We start from the raw sequence: 16,310 nt of genomic DNA, 5'->3' as shown, positions 1-16,310 counted from the left end.
CTGTTTGTGGTGGTTTCTGTTCTTCTTGCTTTGGTTGTTTTATTTTTTACTCCTCCTCCCTCTTTCCACCCCCCCCCCCCCCGACCCCTACCCCGGAGGGATCAGTCCTGCGGCACGCAGAGGTCGCGGAGCAGCGAACCGTACTCCGGGTGCGCCAGCGCGGAGGCGAACTGGGCGACCAGGTAGTCCGCCGGGTTCCCGGTGTCGTACCAGCGGCCCGAGATCACCTGCCCGAACACCGGATTCGCTGCGGCGTGCGCGTTGATGGCATCCGTCAGGTAGATCTCACCGGTGCGGTGCTGGTGCCAGTCGCGCGTCTGCGTCCGCAGCTCCTCGACGATCCCCGGCGTCACCACGTACCCGCCGATGGCGGCGAACGAGGACGGCGCGTCCTGGGGCTTCGGCTTCTCCCGCAGCCCGGTGATCCGCAGCAGCCCGGCCCCCCGGTCCTCGGCCACCACCGGGACGCCGTAGCGCTGCGAATCCGCCGGATCCATCGGCAGCAGCGCGAGTACCGGCGCACCGGTGCTCTCGTACGCGTCGATGAGCTGCTGCGCCCGCGGCACCTCGGCGACGAAGACGTCGTCCGGCCAGAGCACGAGCATGGGCTCGTCACCCGCGTGCCGCGCGGCATTGAGCACCGGCGTCCCGTTGCCGTACGGCCCGTGCTGGTCCAGGTAGGTGATGTGCCCGCGCCGGGAGAGCTCCCCGACCTCCTCGACGGCATCGGCGAACGCCGTCTTCCCGTCCGAGCGGAGCTGCGCGACGAGCGCGGGGTTGGGGCGGAAGTGGTCCTGGATCAGCGATTTCCCGCCGCTGACCACGATGGTGATGTCGGTGATGCCCGAGGCGACCAGCTCGCGCACGGTGTGCTCGATGACCGGCTTGTCGCCGACCGGAAGCATCTCCTTCGGGATCGCCTTGGTCAGCGGCAGCAGCCGGGAGCCGATTCCGGCGGCCGGAATCACGGCCTTGCGGATCTTCATGCGCCGATCATCACACAGCGACCGCCGGTCGGCGCGGAGCCCCCGATCCGGGCGGGGATTCGGCACCCGCCCCCGATTTCCGGCCTGGTCACGGCGTTCGCTGTCGGTGGGCGGGCGTAGATTCTGCACCCGTGCGACCCGTCCGCAGCCCCGCCCCGGTACCGGCGGTGCCGCACGCCCGGGGCCGGGGCGCGGGGCCCGGGTGACGACCGGGCAGGCGGCCCGCCGATGGGTGCTGCACATCGACATGGATGCCTTCTTCGCCTCGGTCGAGCAGCTCACCCGGCCCACGCTGCGCGGGCGGCCGGTGCTGGTCGGCGGAGTCGGGCAGCGCGGGGTCGTGGCCGGCGCCAGCTACGAGTCCAGGGTCTTCGGCGCCCGCTCGGCCATGCCGATGCACCAGGCCAGGCGGTTGGTGGGGAGTACCGCGGTGGTGCTGCCCCCGCGCGGCGCGGTGTACGGCGCCCTGAGCGGGCAGGTCTTCGACGCGCTGCGCGCGCGGATCCCGGTGCTGGAGACGCTCTCCTTCGACGAGGCGTTCGGCGAGCCCGCCGAGCTGGCCGGCGCCACCGCCGCCGCCGTGACCGAGTTCTGCGCGGAGCTGCGCGCGCTGGTCAGGGCGCGCACCGGGCTGGTCGCCTCGGTGGGCGCCGGGACCGGCAAGCAGCTGGCGAAGATCGCCTCCGGGCTGGCCAAGCCGGACGGCATCCGGGTGATCGCCCCCGCCGAGCAGGGCGCGCTGCTGGCCGCGCTGCCGGTGCGCAAGCTGTGGGGGATCGGGCCGGTGGCGGACGGCAGGCTGCGCGCGGCCGGGATCGAGACGGTCGGCGCCTTCGCGGCGCTGCCCGAGCAGGAGGCCGCGACGCTGCTCGGCGGCGCCGTCGGCGCCGCGCTGCACCGGCTGGCCCGCGGCGTCGACGACCGCCCGGTCGCCGAGCGCGCCGAGGCCAAGCAGATCAGCGCCGAGACCACCTTCGAGCACGACCTGGTGACGCTCGCCCAGCTGCGCCCGGCCATCGATGCCATGGCCGCGGCCGCGTACCGGCGGCTGACCAGGGACGGCAGGGCCGCCCGGACCGTGGTGCTGAAGCTCAGGAAGGCGGATATGAGCATCGTGACCCGTTCGGTCACGCTGCCCTACGCCACCACCGATGCCGCCACCCTGGCCACGGCGGCGCAGCGCTCGGCCATCGATCCCATGGAGCTGGGGGCGGTGCGGCTGGTCGGGGTCGGGTACGCCGGGCTCTCCACGGTCCGGCAGGAATCGCTCTTCCCGGAGCTGGACCGGGAGCTGCCCGCGCCGGAGGAGACCGGGGACGAGCCCGGCTACTTCCCGGGCGGCGCTGTGCCGCAACCACTTCCGGTGGCCGCCCGGGATCCGGCGGCGAACGCGGCGCTGCCGCACTGGTACCCGGGGCTGGACGTGGCGCACCCCGAGCACGGCCACGGCTGGGTGCAGGGGGCCGGGCACGGGCGGGTGACGGTGCGGTTCGAGACCCGCTCGACAGGGCCAGGCCCGGCGCGTACGTTCGCTGCCGACGACCCGAGGCTGTCCCGAGCCGACCCGCTGGGCAGCCTCCGCTGACGGGTAGCCTGGGTGGCTCGTGCAGCGAACCTCCTCGACATGTGAAGGACGAGCAGTTGAAGCTTCGTAAGACCGGACGAATCGCGATCGCGGGCTTGGCCATTGTCGCGTCGCTTGGCCTGACGGCCTGCGGTGGCGACGACAACGAGAGCAAGCCCGCCACCACGACCAGCAAGAGCGCCGCGGCCAGCAGCTCCGCGTCGAACGCCGCGCTGCCCCCGGTCCCGACCGTCGAGCAGCTGAACAGCCAGCTCGGCACCGCGCTGGATCCGGCGATCCCGAGCTCGGAGAAGCTGGAGCTGGTGCAGGGCATCGAGGCCGATCCGGAGCTGCCGAACCGGCTCGCCGAGGCCGCCAAGGCGGCCGGTGTCGCGGTCACCGTGACCGACGTGACCTCCTTCGGCGAGAGCGTCAACGCCAAGGCCAACTTCGTGCTCAACGGCCAGGCCAACGTGGTCGACGTGCCGTTCGTCGCCGAGGACGGCAAGTGGAAGGTCCAGAAGCAGTGGGCCTGCCTCATGCTGACCAACCTGGGCCAGCAGTCGGTCGCCTGCACCGCCTGATCGCGGACGTGGACCGGCCCGGCCGGTCACCCCTTTCCCGGGGTGACCGGCCGTTCCGCATTCCGGGGCCGGACCCCGGGGCCGGAGCGCAGGATCGCGCGTGGCACGATCGAACCCCGTGGCCGATACGATGGTGCGGGCCGGGCGCGAGCCCGCCGTGAACGATCCGGATCCCGCGCGATCGCCCGGCGGTGCGCGGAGCTGGGCCGCTCCGGTCGCCCTGATCGCCGGAGTGCTCGGCATGCTCTGCGCCATCGCGGTCCCGCTGCTCCCGGTCCGGGTGGACGCCACCACGCTGGAGTTGCCGCAGCGCGGGACGCCCGGCTCGGTCGAGGCGCCGCTGGTCGCCTACGCCCCGCTGACCTTCGACGCCGAGATTCCGTGCGCCGCCGTCGCGCAGCTGCCCGAGGGCGGGGTGCTCGCGGCCACCGCGCCCGTCGGCGCCCCCGATCTCGAGCGCTACGGGTTCATCGCCCAGGTGCGGCCGGGCACTGCCGCACCTGATGCGTCCGAGCTGGATGGCCCCGGCACTCCGGCGCCCGGCGCGGAAGGTTCCGGCCCTGGCGCCGCAGCGGACCCGGCGAGCGGGGGTACTCCGGCCCGGCTGGATGTGGTGCTGCGCAACCAGGCGCTGCTGAGCACCCCGGTCACCGACCTCCCGCCGGGCTGCGTGCTCACCCTGCACGCCGACGGCGAGAAGACCACCTTCACCGGCGCGGGCGGCACCGAGGCCACCCTGGCCGGCGACTTCCGCCCGCAGGTGGCCGGGCTCTTCAGCGACCTCCCCGACCCGGCGGGCGCCAGCATGCGCGCCGAGGTCGACTCCCGCTTCTCCTCCACCCCCGGCCCGCTCAAACTGCTCGTCATCTGGGGCGCCGCGCTGAGCACGGTGCTTGCGCTGGCCGCGCTGTACCTCCTCGACCGGCGCGACAACCTGCGCCCGCGCCGGGTGCTGCCGGCCCGCTGGTGGCGGTTCACCCCGCTGGACGGCTTCGTCGCCGCGGTCATGGTGCTCTGGTACTTCATCGGCTCCACCACCTCCGACGACGGCTACCAGTTCGGCATGGCCCGCACCTCGGGCACGGCCGGGTACATGGCCAACTACTTCCGCTACTTCGGGGTGCCGGAGAACCCGGTCGGCACGCCGTACTACGACCTCATCCGGATCCTGGCCGAGATCAGCACCGCGAGCCCGTTCGTCCGGCTGCCCGCGCTCGGCGCCGGGCTGCTGATCTGGCTGCTCATCAGCCGCGAGGTCATCCCCCGGTTCGGGGTGGCGGTGCGGCAGCACCGGGTCGCGCGCTGGACCGGCGCGCTCGCCTTCCTCGCCGTCTGGCTGCCCTACGACAACGGCCTGCGCCCGGAGCCGGTGGTGGCGCTCGGCATCGTGCTCACCTGGTGCTCCATGGAGCGCGCCATCGCCACCCGGCGGCTGCTGCCCGCGGCGATCGCGGTGCTGGTCGCGGCCTTCGCCTGCACCGCGGGGCCCTCCGGGGTGCTCTGCGTGGCGGCGCTGCTGGCCGGGCTGCGGCCGCTGGCGCACATCGTCCGGCGCCGGGCGGCCGGGCCGCGGCGCTTCCTCGCCGGGCTCGCGCTGGCCGCGCCGATCGGCGCGGCGGGCACGCTGGTGCTCGCCGTCGCCTTCGCCGACCAGCCGCTGAGCGCCATGCGCGAGATGCAGCGGGTGCACTCGATCGCGGGCCCGGACGTCAAGTGGTTCCAGGAGTACCTGCGCTACCAGTACCTGCTGCAACCGGAGGTGGACGGCTCCTTCGCCCGCCGCGCCGGGATCTTCCTGCTCTTCGCCGGGGTACTCACCTGCGTGCTGGTGCTGCTGCGCAAGGGCGGCCGGATCCCGACCACCGCCGCCGGGCCGACCCGCCGCGCGCTCGGTACCGCCGTCGGCACGCTGCTGCTGGTGATGGTCACCCCGACCAAGTGGACGCACCACTTCGGCGTCTTCGCCGGGGTGGCGGGCATGGTCGCGGTGCTGGCCGCCGTGGCGGTGGCGCCCGCGGTCATGAAGGCGCCGCGCAACCGCGCGCTCTTCGCCGCGGTCGTCTCCTTCCTGCTCGCGCTCGCCTTCACCGGCGACAACGGGTGGTGGTACGTCTCCTCGTACGGCATTCCGTGGTGGGACAAGCCGGTGTCGCTGGCCGGGATCCAGCTCAGCACGGTGTTCCTGCTGCTCGCCGCCGGATTGCTCGCGGTGGCGGCGTGGTGGCAGGTGCGCGCGCCGGAGCCGGGGACGCCGCACCGCATCTCCGGGCTCGCGCGGCGGCTCTCGGCGACGCCGGTGCTCGCCGTCGCGCTGGCGCTGGCGGTGCTGCTGGAGGTGGCCTCCTTCGGGAAGGCGGCGATCAGCCGGTACCCGGCGTTCACGCTGGCCAGCTCGAATATCTCCGCGGTGCTCGGCGAGCCGTGCGGGCTGGCGAACGAGGTGCTGGTGGAGACCGACCCGACCGGGTCGGTGCTGCCACCGCTCACCGGCGACGCCGGGGCCGCGCTGGCGGGGACCGGCACCGGGTTCGTGCCCGGCGGGGTCGCCGCCGACCTGCGCCCGGACGACGAGAGCAGCGCCTCCGGGAGTATCGCGGACGCGCTCAGCGGCGCCACCAACTCCGACACCGCCAACGGCACCCGCTCGGCCGCGCTGCCCTTCGGGCTGGACCCGGCGCGGGTGCCCATGCTCGGCAGCTACGGCTCCGGCGACGCGGGCCCGGCCCAGCTGACCACCGGCTGGTACCGGCTGCCCGCCGAGCGGGACGGGATCGTCGCCATCGGCGCGGCGGGGCGGATCCGCTCGGTGGACAGCGACGGCGTGGTGACGCCGGGGCAGACGGTCGAGCTGGAGTACGGCACCGCCGACGGGGGTCCCCTCGGGCGGCTGCTGCCGATCGATATCGGGCCCGCGCCGTCCTGGCGCAATCTGCGGGTGCCGCTCGCGGACATCCCGGCCGAGGCCGATGTCGTCCGGATCGTCGCCGCCGACCGGGACCGCAACCCGGCGCAGTGGATCGCGCTCACCCCGCCCCGGGTGCCGCGCACCGCGACGCTGAACGAGGTGGTCGGCTCCGAGGCGCCGGTGCTGCTCGACTGGATGGTCGGGCTGCAGTTCCCCTGCCAGCGCCCCTTCGACCACCGCCGCGGGATCGCCGAGGTGCCCGAGTACCGGGTGCTGCCGGACCGCCCCGGCGCCGAGATCACCAGCCTCTGGCAGAACCACGACGGCGGCGGCCCGCTCGGCTGGACCACGCTGCTGCTCCGCGCCGAGACGCTGCCCACCTACCTCGCGAACGACTGGCGGCGGGACTGGGGTGAGCTGCAGCGCTTCACCCGGATCGACCCGAGCGCCGTCCCGGCGCGCCCGCAGGTGGCGCAGGAGAGCCGCTCCGGGCTCTGGACCCCGGGGCCCATCCTCACCGGCTACTGAGCGCCGACCATGCGCGCCGCCAGCGCGACCAGGTCCTCGCCGGTGAGCCCCGGGTACCCGTGCAGCAGCGCACGCCAGCGGGCGGGAACCGCGCTCGCGCCCCGGACGGCGCCGAGCAACCCGCCCGCGATGGCGGCGGTGGTGTCGGTGTCGCCGCCCGCGCGCACGCAGAGCTCCAGTGCGCGCGGCAGGTGCTCCGGCCCGTCGGCGGGGGTGTGCGTGATGGCCCACCAGGCCGTCTGCAGCGCGTGCACGACCCAGCCGTTCTCCGGGAACTCCGCCGGCGTGCCCTGCTCGGCCCGATCGAGCAGCGGGAGCCAGTACTCCGGGTCGATCCGGCCCGCGTACTCCCTGACCCCGGCGAAGCCGTCGCCGAGCACCGCCCGGCGCATGGCCCCGCTCCAGATCCGGCACGCCTGAATCGCCCGCTCGTCATGGTGCGTGAGCGTGCTCAGCGCCCCCGCCGCGCGCAGGCACCCGGCCTCGTCGCGCAGGTACGCCAGCGCCACCGGCGCGGTCCGCATGAGCGAGCCGTTGCCGCCGGTGCGGCCGTCCAGTTCCATGGCGACGAGCCGCATCTCGTGCGCGGAGCCGGGCCGCCGGGAGAGCACCCGGCTGGTCTGCACCCCGACGTCCGGCGGGGCCGAATCCCACCAGCGCACGAACCCGGCGGCCACCGCGTCCGCGTCGATGCCGGTGCCCGGCGCGCCCGCCGCCTGCGCGAGCACCACCGCCATGGCGGTGTCGTCGGTCCACTGCCCCGGCGCCCAGTCGAACGGGCCGCCGCCGATCATGTCGATGGGGGTCTCCGGCGACGGGTGGGTGAATTCGTAGCCCGCGCCGAGCGCGTCACCGGCGGCGGTGCCGAGCAGGACGCCCGCCGCGCGATCGTGTGTCTCCGCATCCATGGCGTCATCTTCCCGGGTCGGGCACCGGAAGTGCCGGTGCGGCGCGGCGATTCGTGCGGGCGCGGAGCAGGGCGTGCGCGCTGAAGACGAGGAGGGCGCACCAGATGAGGGCGAAGCCGGCCCAGCGCGAGGGGGGCATGGGCTCGTGCAGCACGGCGACGCCCCAGAGCAGCTGGAGCGCGGGGGTGAGGTATTGCAGCAGCCCCATGGTGGAGAGCGGGACCCGCTGGGCGGCGGTGGCGAAGAGCAGCAGCGGGACGAGGGTGACCGGGCCGGTGGCGATGAGCAGCGCGGTGTGCCCGACCCCGGAGCCGAACGAGCTCTCGCCGCGCACCGCGAGCACGAGGAGGAAGGCCAGCGCGATCGGCGCGCCGACCACCCCCTCGGCCGCGACGCTGCGCAGCGCGTCCAGCCGGATCACCTTCTTGACCAGCCCGTAGGTGGCGAACGAGCAGGCCAGGACGAGCGCGATCCAGGGCGGGCGGCCGTAGTCGACGGTCAGGACCAGCACCGCGAGCGCCCCGAGCCCGAGCGCCACCCACTGCGCGCCCGCCAGCCGCTCGCGGAAGATGAGCACCCCGAACGCCACCGTGACCAGCGGATTCACGAAGTAGCCGAGCGCGCACTGCACCACATTCCCGGAGAGCACCCCGAAGACGTAGACGCCCCAGTTCACCGAGATGGCCAGCGACGCCGCCGCGGCCAGCCGCCAGGTGCGCGCATCGATGCCGCGCAGTTCCCGCAACCGCCCGGTGACCGCGAGCACGAGCAGCACCACGACCAGCGTCCAGACGATCCGCTCGGCCAGCACCTCGACCGCCCCGGCGAAGGCGAGCAGCCCGAAGAACGCGGGGAAGAGCCCCCAGAGCAGATACGCCGAAGCACCGAACGCGACCCCGGGTATCGACCTCTTCCGCCACACCCGATCCACGGTAGTTCGCCGCGCCGCCTCGGTGCGGGCCGACGGCGATACCCCCGTAGCCTTGCGGCATGTCTGTTTCCGTCCGAGCGGATGCCGCGACCGGGCTGACCGCGGCCGAGGTCGAGCAACGCCGCAGCGACGGCCGCGCCAACGACGTCCCGGCCCGCGCCTCCCGCTCGGTGCGGGAGATCGTGCGCGCCAATGTCTTCACCCGGATCAATGCCATCCTCGGCGTGCTCTTCGTGCTCGTCCTGGCCGCCGGGTCGCCGATCGACGGCATGTTCGGGCTGCTCATCGTGGCCAACAGCGCGGTCGGGATCATCCAGGAGGTGCGCGCCAAGCGCACCCTGGACGAGCTCGCCATCGTCGGCCAGGCCCGCCCCCGGGTGCGCCGCGACGGGGTCGCCGCCGAGGTGCCGCCCGGCGAGGTGGTGCAGGACGACCTGATCGAGCTCGGCCCCGGCGACCAGATCGTGGTGGACGGCGAGGTGCTCGAGGCCGAGCTGCTCGAGGTGGACGAATCGCTGCTCACCGGCGAGGCCGACCCGATCGACAAGAAGACCGGCGCCGAGGTGCTCTCCGGCAGCTTCGTGGTCTCCGGCTCCGGCGCGTACCGGGCCACCAAGGTCGGGCGCGAAGCGTACGCGGCCCGGCTGGCCGAGGAGGCCAGCAAGTTCACCCTGGTCCACTCCGAGCTGCGCAGCGGAATCGACAGGATCCTGCGCTTCATCACCTTCCTGCTCATCCCGGCCGGGCTGCTGAGCATCTACAACCAGCTCTTCTCCAGCCACCAGAGCTGGCAGCCCGCGGTCACCGGCATGGTGGCGGCGCTGGTGCCGATGGTGCCGGAGGGGCTGGTGCTGATGACCTCGATCGCCTTCGCGGTCGGCGTGGTCCGGCTGGGCAGGCGCAAGTGCCTGGTCCAGGAGCTGCCCGCGATCGAGGGGCTGGCCAGGGTGGACGTGGTCTGCGCGGACAAGACCGGCACGCTCACCGAGAATGGCATGCGGCTCGCCGACGTCGAGAGCCTCACCGGCGACGCCGCCCCCGCCCGCACCGCGCTGGCCGCGCTCGCCGCCGACGACCCGCGCCCGAACGCCAGCGTGCAGGCGCTGGCCGAGGCGCTGCCGGAGCGCCCGGAGTGGCGCTCGACCGCGGTGGCCCCCTTCTCCTCCGCCACCAAGTGGAGCGGCCACTCCTACGGCGAGCACGGGAACTGGCTGCTCGGCGCCCCCGACGTGCTGCTCGACCCGCAGTCGGCGGCCGCCCGCAGGGCCGAGGAGCTGGGCGCCGCCGGGCTGCGGGTGCTGCTGCTCGCCCGCGGCGACCGCGCGGTGGACGCCGCGGGCGCCCCCGGCGAGGTCACCCCGGAGGCGCTGGTGGTGCTGGAGCAGAAGGTGCGCCCGGACGCCAGGGAGACGCTGGACTACTTCGCGAAGCAGGACGTCGCCATCAAGGTGATCTCCGGTGACAACGCGGTCTCGGTCGGCGCCGTCGCCACCTCGCTGGAGCTGCCCGGCGGCGACCACGCCGTCGACGCCCGCACCCTCCCCGACGGCCGCGACGAGCTGGCCGGCGTGCTGGAGCGCGAGACCACCTTCGGCCGGGTGCGCCCGGACCAGAAGCGCGCCATGGTCGGCGCGCTGCAATCCCGCGGCCACACCGTCGCCATGACCGGCGACGGCGTGAACGACGTGCTCGCGCTGAAGGACTCCGATATCGGCGTCGCCATGGGGTCGGGCAGCCCGGCCACCCGCGCGGTGGCGCAGATCGTGCTGCTGGACAACAGGTTCGCGACGCTGCCGTACGTGGTGGGCGAGGGCCGCCGGGTGATCGGCAATATCGAGCGGGTCTCCAATCTCTTCCTCACCAAGACCGTCTACTCGGTGCTGCTCGCCTTTCTGGTGGGGCTGGCCGGGGTCGGCTCGCAGATCTTCGGCTACGACCCGATCGGCTACCCGTTCCTGCCGCGGCACGTGACCATCGCGGCCTGGTTCACCATCGGCATCCCGGCCTTCGTGCTCTCGCTGGCGCCGAACAACGAGCGCGCCCGCACCGGCTTCGTGGCCAGGGTGATGAAGCTGGCCATTCCGTCCGGGGTGATCATCGGCGTCGCCACCTTCGTCGCCTACCTGATCGCCTACGCCGGGCCGGAGGCGGGCGAGCAGCAGCAGATCCAGGCGGGCACCACCGCGCTGATCACGCTCATCGTGATCGCCGTGTGGGTGCTGGCGATCGTGGCCCGGCCCTACGTGTGGTGGAAGGTGCTGCTGATCGGCGCCTCGGTGCTGGCCTACCTGCTGCTCTTCTCGCTGCCGTTCACCCGCGAGTTCTTCCTGCTCGACCCCTCCAACCCGCGGCTGACGGCGGCGGCGCTCGGCTGCGGCGCGGTCGGCATCGTGCTGGTCGAGATCGCGCAGTGGCTCGGCCGCCGCGGCGCCGCGGAGTAGACCGGAGACGCCACCAGAAACCTTGCGGCAAGCGGGCATTCGGCCCCGGTGTACCTTCTGGAGCCATGGAGGTACTGCTGCACCAGATCGACGCGTTCGCGGAGGCGCCGTTCACCGGGAACCCGGCCGCGGTGATGCCGTTGACCGCGTGGTTGCCCGACGGGCTGCTGCACCGGCTGGCCGAGGAGAACAACCTCTCCGAGACCGCCTTCCTCACCCCCGCGCTGCCCGCCGCCGCCGGGGCGCCGCCCGCCGACCGGCCCGCCTTCCACCTGCGCTGGTTCACCCCCGCGGCCGAGGTGGCGCTCTGCGGGCACGCCACCCTGGCCGCCGCCGCGCAGGTGCTGGAGGACCTGCACCCCGGGGTCGACGGGGTCTCCTTCTGGACCCGCAGCGGCTGGCTGCACGTGGAGCGCACCGACGACGACGAGTACGTGCTCGACCTGCCCGCGCAGCGGTCGGCGCCGGTGCCGGTGGCCCCGGCGCTGGCGGCGGCGCTGCGGGCCGAGCCGGTGGCGGCCTTCTCCGGGCCGGACGAGGTGCTCGTCCTCGGCAGCGAGGCCGAGATCCGCTCGCTGCGGCCGGATTTCGGGGCATTCCCGGCGGTGCCGCGCGGGGTGGTGGCGACGGCGCCCGGTGACTCGGTGGAGTTCGTCTCCCGGATGTTCGCGCCCGGGATCGGGGTGCCGGAGGATCCGGTCACCGGGTCGGCGCACGCGCAGCTCGCCCCGATCTGGGCGGAGCGGCTGGGGCGCACGGAGTTCCGTGCCAGGCAGCTCTCCCGGCGCGGTGGTGCGCTGCGGGTCGAGCTGGCGGGGGAGCGGGTGCTGGTGGCCGGGCGGTGCAGGCGCTACCTGGACGGGGTGGTCCAGGTGCCGGACGGGTACGTCACGGCGGTCGAGGGGGATGGCGCGGGCTGAGCCGCACCTCGGCCGCCCAGCGGCCGGGCCGGGCTCGGGCGCTGTGGCTTTCGCGAGTGCCGCGGGCTGCGCGCGGGCGCGGCACCCCGTCGGCGCGATGCGGGCCGGAAGCCGAGGCGGATGTTCAGCGCGGGGGCACCGGGCCGTCGTCCGGCTCGGGGCCGACCGTGCGGGTGGTGCCGGGCAGCAGCGGGGTGACCGCGAAGCGGTCGGCGACGGTGTCGGCGGGCAGCGCCTCGACGGCGCGAATACCGGTGCGCGCGGCCAGTTCCCGCAGCTCGGCGGGGGCGGCGCGGACGATCAGCCCGGCGGTGCAGGCGCACCCGGCGCGCAGCCGGGCTACCGCCACCTCGTGCACCTGCGCCGCGCGCTGATCCAGCGGCTGCCGGTCGAGGCGGTCGCGCAGGATGTCCGCCGCGGCGGCCGCTGCCCCGGTGACCGCCGCCGCGGAATCCGGCACCGGGATCGCGACGATCGGCGTCTGTACCCGCTCCAGCGGCACGTGCTCGAGCACCCGCGCCACCCGGACCCCCGCGGCGAGCGCCGGAACCCGCTCCGCCGGAACGTAGTCGGCGAAGGAGACCAGCGCCCAGCGCGGCGCGTCGTCGGTGCGCTCCAGGGTGGCGCGCGCCCTGGTCAGGTACGCCGAGACCGCCTCGCCCTGCTCCGGCCCCACCCGGTCGGTGGATACCCCGGTCGAGCGCGGCGGCGTCTGCGCCCCGATCCCGACGCCGGCCAGCACCAGCAGCCCGATCGCCCCGGCGAGCAACCCCTTGCGCCAGCGCGGATCCAGCGGCTCCGAATCCGGGTCAGGCATCCCGGAGGACATCCAGCGCGTGCCGCAGATCGTCCGGGTAGTCGCTGGTGATCTCCAGCCAGCGCCCGTCCGCCGGGTGGTGGAACCCGAGCGCCCTGGCGTGCAGCCACTGCCGCTGCAACCCGAGCCGCTCGGCCAGCCGCGGATCGGCGCCGTAGGTCAGGTCACCGCAGCAGGGGTGCCTGACGGCGGAGAAGTGCACCCGGATCTGGTGCGTGCGCCCGGTCTCCAGGTGGATGTCGAGCAGGCTGGCCGCCTGGAACGCCTCGACGGTGTCGTAGTGCGTCACGCTGGGCCGCCCGTCCGCGGTCACCGCGAACTTCCAGTCGTTGCCCCTGGCCCGGCCGATCGGCGCGTCGATGGTGCCGCTGGACGGGTCCGGGTGGCCCTGCACCAGCGCGTGGTACCGCTTGTCCACCGTGCGCTGCTTGAACGCCCGCTTGAGCACGGTGTACGCGTGCTCCGACTGCGCCACCACCATCACCCCGGAGGTGCCGACGTCGAGCCGGTGCACGATGCCCTGGCGCTCGTGCGCGCCGGAGGTGGAGATCCGGTAGCCGGCCGCGGCCAGCCCGCCGACCACGGTCGGGCCGCTCCAGCCGACGCCCGTGTGCGCGGCGACGCCGACCGGCTTGTCCACCGCGACGATGTCGTCGTCGGCGTAGAGGATCTTCATCCCCTCCACCGGCTCGGCGTCCACGGTGAGCTCGCGGCGCGGCTCGGGGAACTCGACCTCGAGCCAGGCGCCCGCGGTGAGCCGATCCGACTTGCCCGCCGCGACGCCGTCCAGCTGCACCGCGCCCTCGGCGGTGAGCGCCGCCACCGCGGTGCGGGAGAGCCCGAGCAGCCGGGAGAGCCCGGCGTCCACCCGCATGCCGTCCAGCCCGTCCGGAACCGGCATGGTCCTGGTCTCCCTCACGCGGGCTCCTCACCCGCCGTGCGCGCGGATTCCTTGCCGCGGTGCCTGGTCCCGTCCGGCTCGAAGCCGAAGACGGTCAGCGCGACGAGCAGGATGGCGCCGCACACGATGGCCGAGTCGGCGACATTGAACACCGGCCACCAGCCCACCGCCATGAAGTCGACGACGTGCCCCTGCAGCGGGCCGGGCGCCCGGAAGAGCCGGTCGGTGAGGTTGCCGAGCGCGCCGCCGAGCACCATGCCGAGCCCGACCGCCCACCACGGCGAGCGCAGCGTGCTGCCGATCCGGATCACCGCGATCACCACGCCCGCCGCCACCAGGGTGAGCAGCCAGGTCATCCCGGTGGCCATGGAGAAGGCGGCGCCCGGGTTGCGCACCAGGGAGAACCGGACCACGTCGCCGATCAGGTACACCGGGTCGCCCGGGGTCAGCCGCGCCACGGCGATGCTCTTGGTGAGCAGGTCGAGGCCGTACAGCACGGCGGCCAGGATCAGCAGCAGCGGCAACCGCTTCGGCCCGAGCCCGGCCCCCGGCTCGGCGGGTGCGGCTTCGCTGTGCGCGGCGCTGTCACTGCCTGCGGCGGGTTCGTTGTCGGCGGCGGGGTCGTCGGTCACACCGACCATCATCGCTCGAGCCGGTGCGGCGATTCGCCCCGGATGTCCCAGGCTGCGCTCAGGAACCGGTCGTACCCTGTTGCACGTGACGGTGTTGTCTTCTCCCCTGACGCCCCGGGCGGCCCGCTCGGGGGTGTTCCTGATGGTGCTCGCGGTCGGGCTCTCCGCGCTCGGCGTCGGGTGCGGCGACGGCGGGGAGCCAGGAAGCGACCGGGACGCGGCCACCGAGCCGCTCGGCTACGGCAAGGAGGTGACGGTGCCGATCTCGGCGGCCGTCACCACGCTGGTGTACCCGGGCGAGGAGCCCAGGTCGCCGCTGCGCCCGCACTACGCCGTCGGCACCGTGCAGCGGGTGACGCTGCGGACCGACCACAATATCGAGCAGATCATCAACGACCAGCAGCCGCGCGATTTCTCCAATCCGGAGATCACCATCCCGATGACCGCCGAGGCCGATGCCGACGGCGTCGACCTGGTGCTCGGCAATGTCACCACCGACGACCCGGTGCTGGCCAAGGCGCTCACCGATGCCGGTGGCTCGCACGCCGGCTTCGAGATGAGCGAGCTGGGCGCGATCACCGCGCTCCGCCTCGCGCCGTCCCCCGACACCTCGAATACCGCCCGCGCCGCGCTGGAACAGGCCTTCTACCAGGCGGTGTACCGCTCGGTGACCTTCCCGGACGAGCCGGTCGGCGTCGGCGCCATGTGGACCGTGCGGCAGGAGGTGACCGGCGGCGTGCTGCTGGACCAGGTCACCACCGCGACGCTCACCGAGCGCGACGGCGACCGGATCACCCTGCAGCTCGACGTCTCGCAGACGCCCAAGTCGGCGGTCTGGTCGCTGCCGAACGACGCCGGGACGCTGCAGATCGAGGACTACGAGATGACCGGCTCCGGCACCATCACCGTCGACCTCGGGCTGCCGCTGCCGGTGGCCGGGTCGATCACGGTCGGCGGGCACCAGGCGTACCGGGACGCGCGCAGCGACAGCGTGCTCCAGCAGACGATCAACACGCAGGTCTCGTGGGCCGAGTGAGGTTCGGTCCGGCGGGGGCCGCCGCGCTCGCGGTGCTGGTGCTCGCCGGGTGCGGGGACGACGAACCGGCGCCCGCGTCCGCCGGCGGGCTGCCGTCCTTCGGCGCTCCGGTCACCGCGGCGCCGGTCACCGGGACCGGCCCGGCCGGGCCGGCGGAGCTGCTGAACCGGCTGCTCTCCAGCACCGACCTGCCCGGCAGCTTCACCCCGCTGCCACCCCGCGACCCCGGCACCGGCGCGACCGCCGACGCCACCGACCCGGCCGCCTGCGTCGCCGTGCTGACCCCGATCGCCGCCCAGGCCCCCGGCGCCCGCGCGGACGCCGCGGTGCAGTACGCGGGCCCGGACTTCTCCAGCATCGATATCGACGCCGCCGCCTACCCGGCCGACGGCGTCGCGTCCGCGCTGGCAGCGGTGCAGCGCACCCTGCGCGACTGCGTCACCTTCGCCGACGCCACCCCGCCGGAGAGCGCGGACGACCCGCGCATCACCTACGAGGTGGCCCCCTTCGACCAGCCCGCCGCGGGCGACAGCAGCACCGCCTACCAGGTGCTGGTGCGCGCCGACGAGCTGACGCTGCACTCCGCGGTCGCGCTCGTCCAGGTCGGCGACACCCTGACCCAGATCGCGGTCACCGCCCCCGAGTCGGTGCAGCCCGAGGTGCTGAGCGCGCTCACCGCCCAGCAGGTCCGCCGCCTGCGCGGCATCGCCGGCCCCTAACCCGCGACGATGGAGTCCCCCTGGACCCGCACCGCCTTCGCGGCCAGCGGCTTCTTGGCGGGCCCCGCCACCGCGGTGCCGTCGAGCGCGAACTTGCTGCCGTGGCACACGCAGTCGATGGCGCCGTCCAGTACCTTGGTCACCTTGCAGCCCGCGTGCGTGCAGGTCGTCGAGAGCCCGACGTAGCTGCCGGGGGTGGGCTGGGTGATCACGGTGTCGCCGACGATCACCCCGCCGCCGACCGGCACGTCGGCGGTCTTGGCCAGCGCCTGCGCCGGGGCGCCCGGCTCGGTGGTGCCCGGCGCCGGGGTGCTCGGCGCCGCGGTGGGCTCGTCGCCGTAGGTGCTGCATCCGGCGACCGCGACGGCCGCCGCGGCGGCCCCGGCGCCGAGCACGACGCCGCGCCTGCTCACAGTGGGAGAGAGGGTCATGGGGAAC

Annotated in this window: 14 protein-coding genes; 7 read left to right on the top strand and 7 right to left on the bottom strand. The window is 74.2% G+C overall.

Features of this window, described 5'->3' with window-relative positions:
- Positions 1 to 101: 101 nt before the first annotated feature.
- On the bottom strand, positions 102 to 986 hold the full coding sequence (locus AB0H71_RS31655; protein WP_357028379.1) for a UTP--glucose-1-phosphate uridylyltransferase: 885 nt from the start codon (positions 984 to 986) through the stop codon (positions 102 to 104).
- A 202-nt stretch (positions 987 to 1,188) separates the two neighbouring features.
- Here AB0H71_RS31655 and AB0H71_RS31650 point away from each other — a divergent pair, with 202 nt between their 5' ends.
- From AB0H71_RS31650 to AB0H71_RS31640, 3 genes are all read left to right on the top strand, one after another.
- The gene (locus AB0H71_RS31650) at positions 1,189 to 2,571 is read left to right on the top strand and encodes a DNA polymerase IV (RefSeq protein ID WP_357028376.1); all 1,383 of its coding nucleotides are present in this window, start codon (positions 1,189 to 1,191) and stop codon (positions 2,569 to 2,571) included.
- A 56-nt stretch (positions 2,572 to 2,627) separates the two neighbouring features.
- Positions 2,628 to 3,134 carry a hypothetical protein gene (locus AB0H71_RS31645; protein WP_357028373.1) on the top strand — a complete coding sequence of 169 codons (507 nt, stop codon included), beginning with the start codon at positions 2,628 to 2,630 and terminating at the stop codon, positions 3,132 to 3,134.
- A gap of 118 nt (positions 3,135 to 3,252) precedes the next feature.
- The gene (locus AB0H71_RS31640; protein ID WP_357028370.1) at positions 3,253 to 6,567 is read left to right on the top strand and encodes an arabinosyltransferase domain-containing protein; all 3,315 of its coding nucleotides are present in this window, start codon (positions 3,253 to 3,255) and stop codon (positions 6,565 to 6,567) included.
- Here the strand turns inward: AB0H71_RS31640 and AB0H71_RS31635 are convergent.
- Positions 6,561 to 7,475 carry an ADP-ribosylglycohydrolase family protein gene (locus AB0H71_RS31635; protein ID WP_357028367.1) on the bottom strand — a complete coding sequence of 305 codons (915 nt, stop codon included), beginning with the start codon at positions 7,473 to 7,475 and terminating at the stop codon, positions 6,561 to 6,563. The genes AB0H71_RS31640 and AB0H71_RS31635 overlap by 7 nt on opposite strands.
- Before the next feature lie 4 nt (positions 7,476 to 7,479).
- The gene (gene rarD / locus AB0H71_RS31630; RefSeq protein WP_357028364.1) at positions 7,480 to 8,397 is read right to left on the bottom strand and encodes an EamA family transporter RarD; all 918 of its coding nucleotides are present in this window, start codon (positions 8,395 to 8,397) and stop codon (positions 7,480 to 7,482) included.
- Positions 8,398 to 8,465: 68 nt separating this feature from the next.
- Between rarD and AB0H71_RS31625 the strand changes: the two genes are divergently transcribed.
- Positions 8,466 to 10,847, top strand: coding sequence for an HAD-IC family P-type ATPase (locus tag AB0H71_RS31625; protein ID WP_357028361.1), 2,382 nt, complete (start codon positions 8,466 to 8,468; stop codon positions 10,845 to 10,847).
- Positions 10,848 to 10,912: 65 nt separating this feature from the next.
- Positions 10,913 to 11,767, top strand: a complete 855-nt coding sequence (locus tag AB0H71_RS31620) for a PhzF family phenazine biosynthesis protein (protein ID WP_357028358.1) — start codon at positions 10,913 to 10,915, stop codon at positions 11,765 to 11,767.
- Between the two features lie 124 nt (positions 11,768 to 11,891).
- Here AB0H71_RS31620 and AB0H71_RS31615 read toward each other — a convergent pair whose 3' ends face one another.
- The 3 genes from AB0H71_RS31615 to lspA are packed head-to-tail and all read right to left on the bottom strand — an operon-like array spanning position 11,892 to position 14,126.
- Complete coding sequence (locus AB0H71_RS31615) at positions 11,892 to 12,584, bottom strand: hypothetical protein (RefSeq protein WP_357028355.1); 693 nt, start codon at positions 12,582 to 12,584, stop codon at positions 11,892 to 11,894.
- Positions 12,577 to 13,503 (bottom strand): RluA family pseudouridine synthase, encoded by a 927-nt coding sequence (locus tag AB0H71_RS31610; protein ID WP_357028352.1) that lies wholly within the window; start codon positions 13,501 to 13,503, stop codon positions 12,577 to 12,579. Before AB0H71_RS31610 ends, AB0H71_RS31615 begins: the two co-directional genes overlap by 8 nt.
- Entirely contained in the window at positions 13,500 to 14,126 is a 627-nt protein-coding gene (gene lspA, locus AB0H71_RS31605) for a signal peptidase II (RefSeq protein ID WP_357028421.1), read from the bottom strand. The genes AB0H71_RS31610 and lspA overlap by 4 nt, the downstream gene beginning before the upstream one ends.
- 133 nt (positions 14,127 to 14,259) lie before the next feature.
- Here lspA and AB0H71_RS31600 point away from each other — a divergent pair, with 133 nt between their 5' ends.
- Both AB0H71_RS31600 and AB0H71_RS31595 read left to right on the top strand, forming a co-directional pair.
- On the top strand, positions 14,260 to 15,153 hold the full coding sequence (locus AB0H71_RS31600; protein WP_357028418.1) for a hypothetical protein: 894 nt from the start codon (positions 14,260 to 14,262) through the stop codon (positions 15,151 to 15,153).
- Positions 15,150 to 15,872, top strand: coding sequence for a hypothetical protein (locus tag AB0H71_RS31595; RefSeq protein WP_357028351.1), 723 nt, complete (start codon positions 15,150 to 15,152; stop codon positions 15,870 to 15,872). Before AB0H71_RS31600 ends, AB0H71_RS31595 begins: the two co-directional genes overlap by 4 nt.
- Here the strand turns inward: AB0H71_RS31595 and AB0H71_RS31590 are convergent.
- Entirely contained in the window at positions 15,869 to 16,303 is a 435-nt protein-coding gene (locus AB0H71_RS31590) for a Rieske (2Fe-2S) protein (RefSeq protein WP_357028348.1), read from the bottom strand. The genes AB0H71_RS31595 and AB0H71_RS31590 overlap by 4 nt on opposite strands.
- Positions 16,304 to 16,310: the final 7 nt, after the last annotated feature.

The organism is Nocardia sp. NPDC050697 (assembly GCF_040654395.1).
Taxonomy (GTDB): Bacteria; Actinomycetota; Actinomycetes; order Mycobacteriales; family Mycobacteriaceae; genus Nocardia.
This window is presented reverse-complemented; position numbering and strand designations above follow the sequence as displayed.

Excerpts from the sequence above, each read along its gene's own strand:
- AB0H71_RS31655 (WP_357028379.1), bottom strand. The coding sequence starts at position 986 with ATGAAGATCCGCAAGGCCGTGATTCCGGCCGCCGGAATCGGCTCCCGG.
- AB0H71_RS31635 (WP_357028367.1), bottom strand. The coding sequence starts at position 7,475 with ATGGATGCGGAGACACACGATCGCGCGGCGGGCGTCCTGCTCGGCACC.
- AB0H71_RS31625 (WP_357028361.1), top strand. The coding sequence starts at position 8,466 with ATGTCTGTTTCCGTCCGAGCGGATGCCGCGACCGGGCTGACCGCGGCC.
- AB0H71_RS31620 (WP_357028358.1), top strand. The coding sequence starts at position 10,913 with ATGGAGGTACTGCTGCACCAGATCGACGCGTTCGCGGAGGCGCCGTTC.
- AB0H71_RS31615 (WP_357028355.1), bottom strand. The coding sequence starts at position 12,584 with ATGCCTGACCCGGATTCGGAGCCGCTGGATCCGCGCTGGCGCAAGGGG.
- lspA (WP_357028421.1), bottom strand. The coding sequence starts at position 14,126 with ATGGTCGGTGTGACCGACGACCCCGCCGCCGACAACGAACCCGCCGCA.
- AB0H71_RS31600 (WP_357028418.1), top strand. The coding sequence starts at position 14,260 with ATGGTGCTCGCGGTCGGGCTCTCCGCGCTCGGCGTCGGGTGCGGCGAC.
- AB0H71_RS31590 (WP_357028348.1), bottom strand. The coding sequence starts at position 16,303 with ATGACCCTCTCTCCCACTGTGAGCAGGCGCGGCGTCGTGCTCGGCGCC.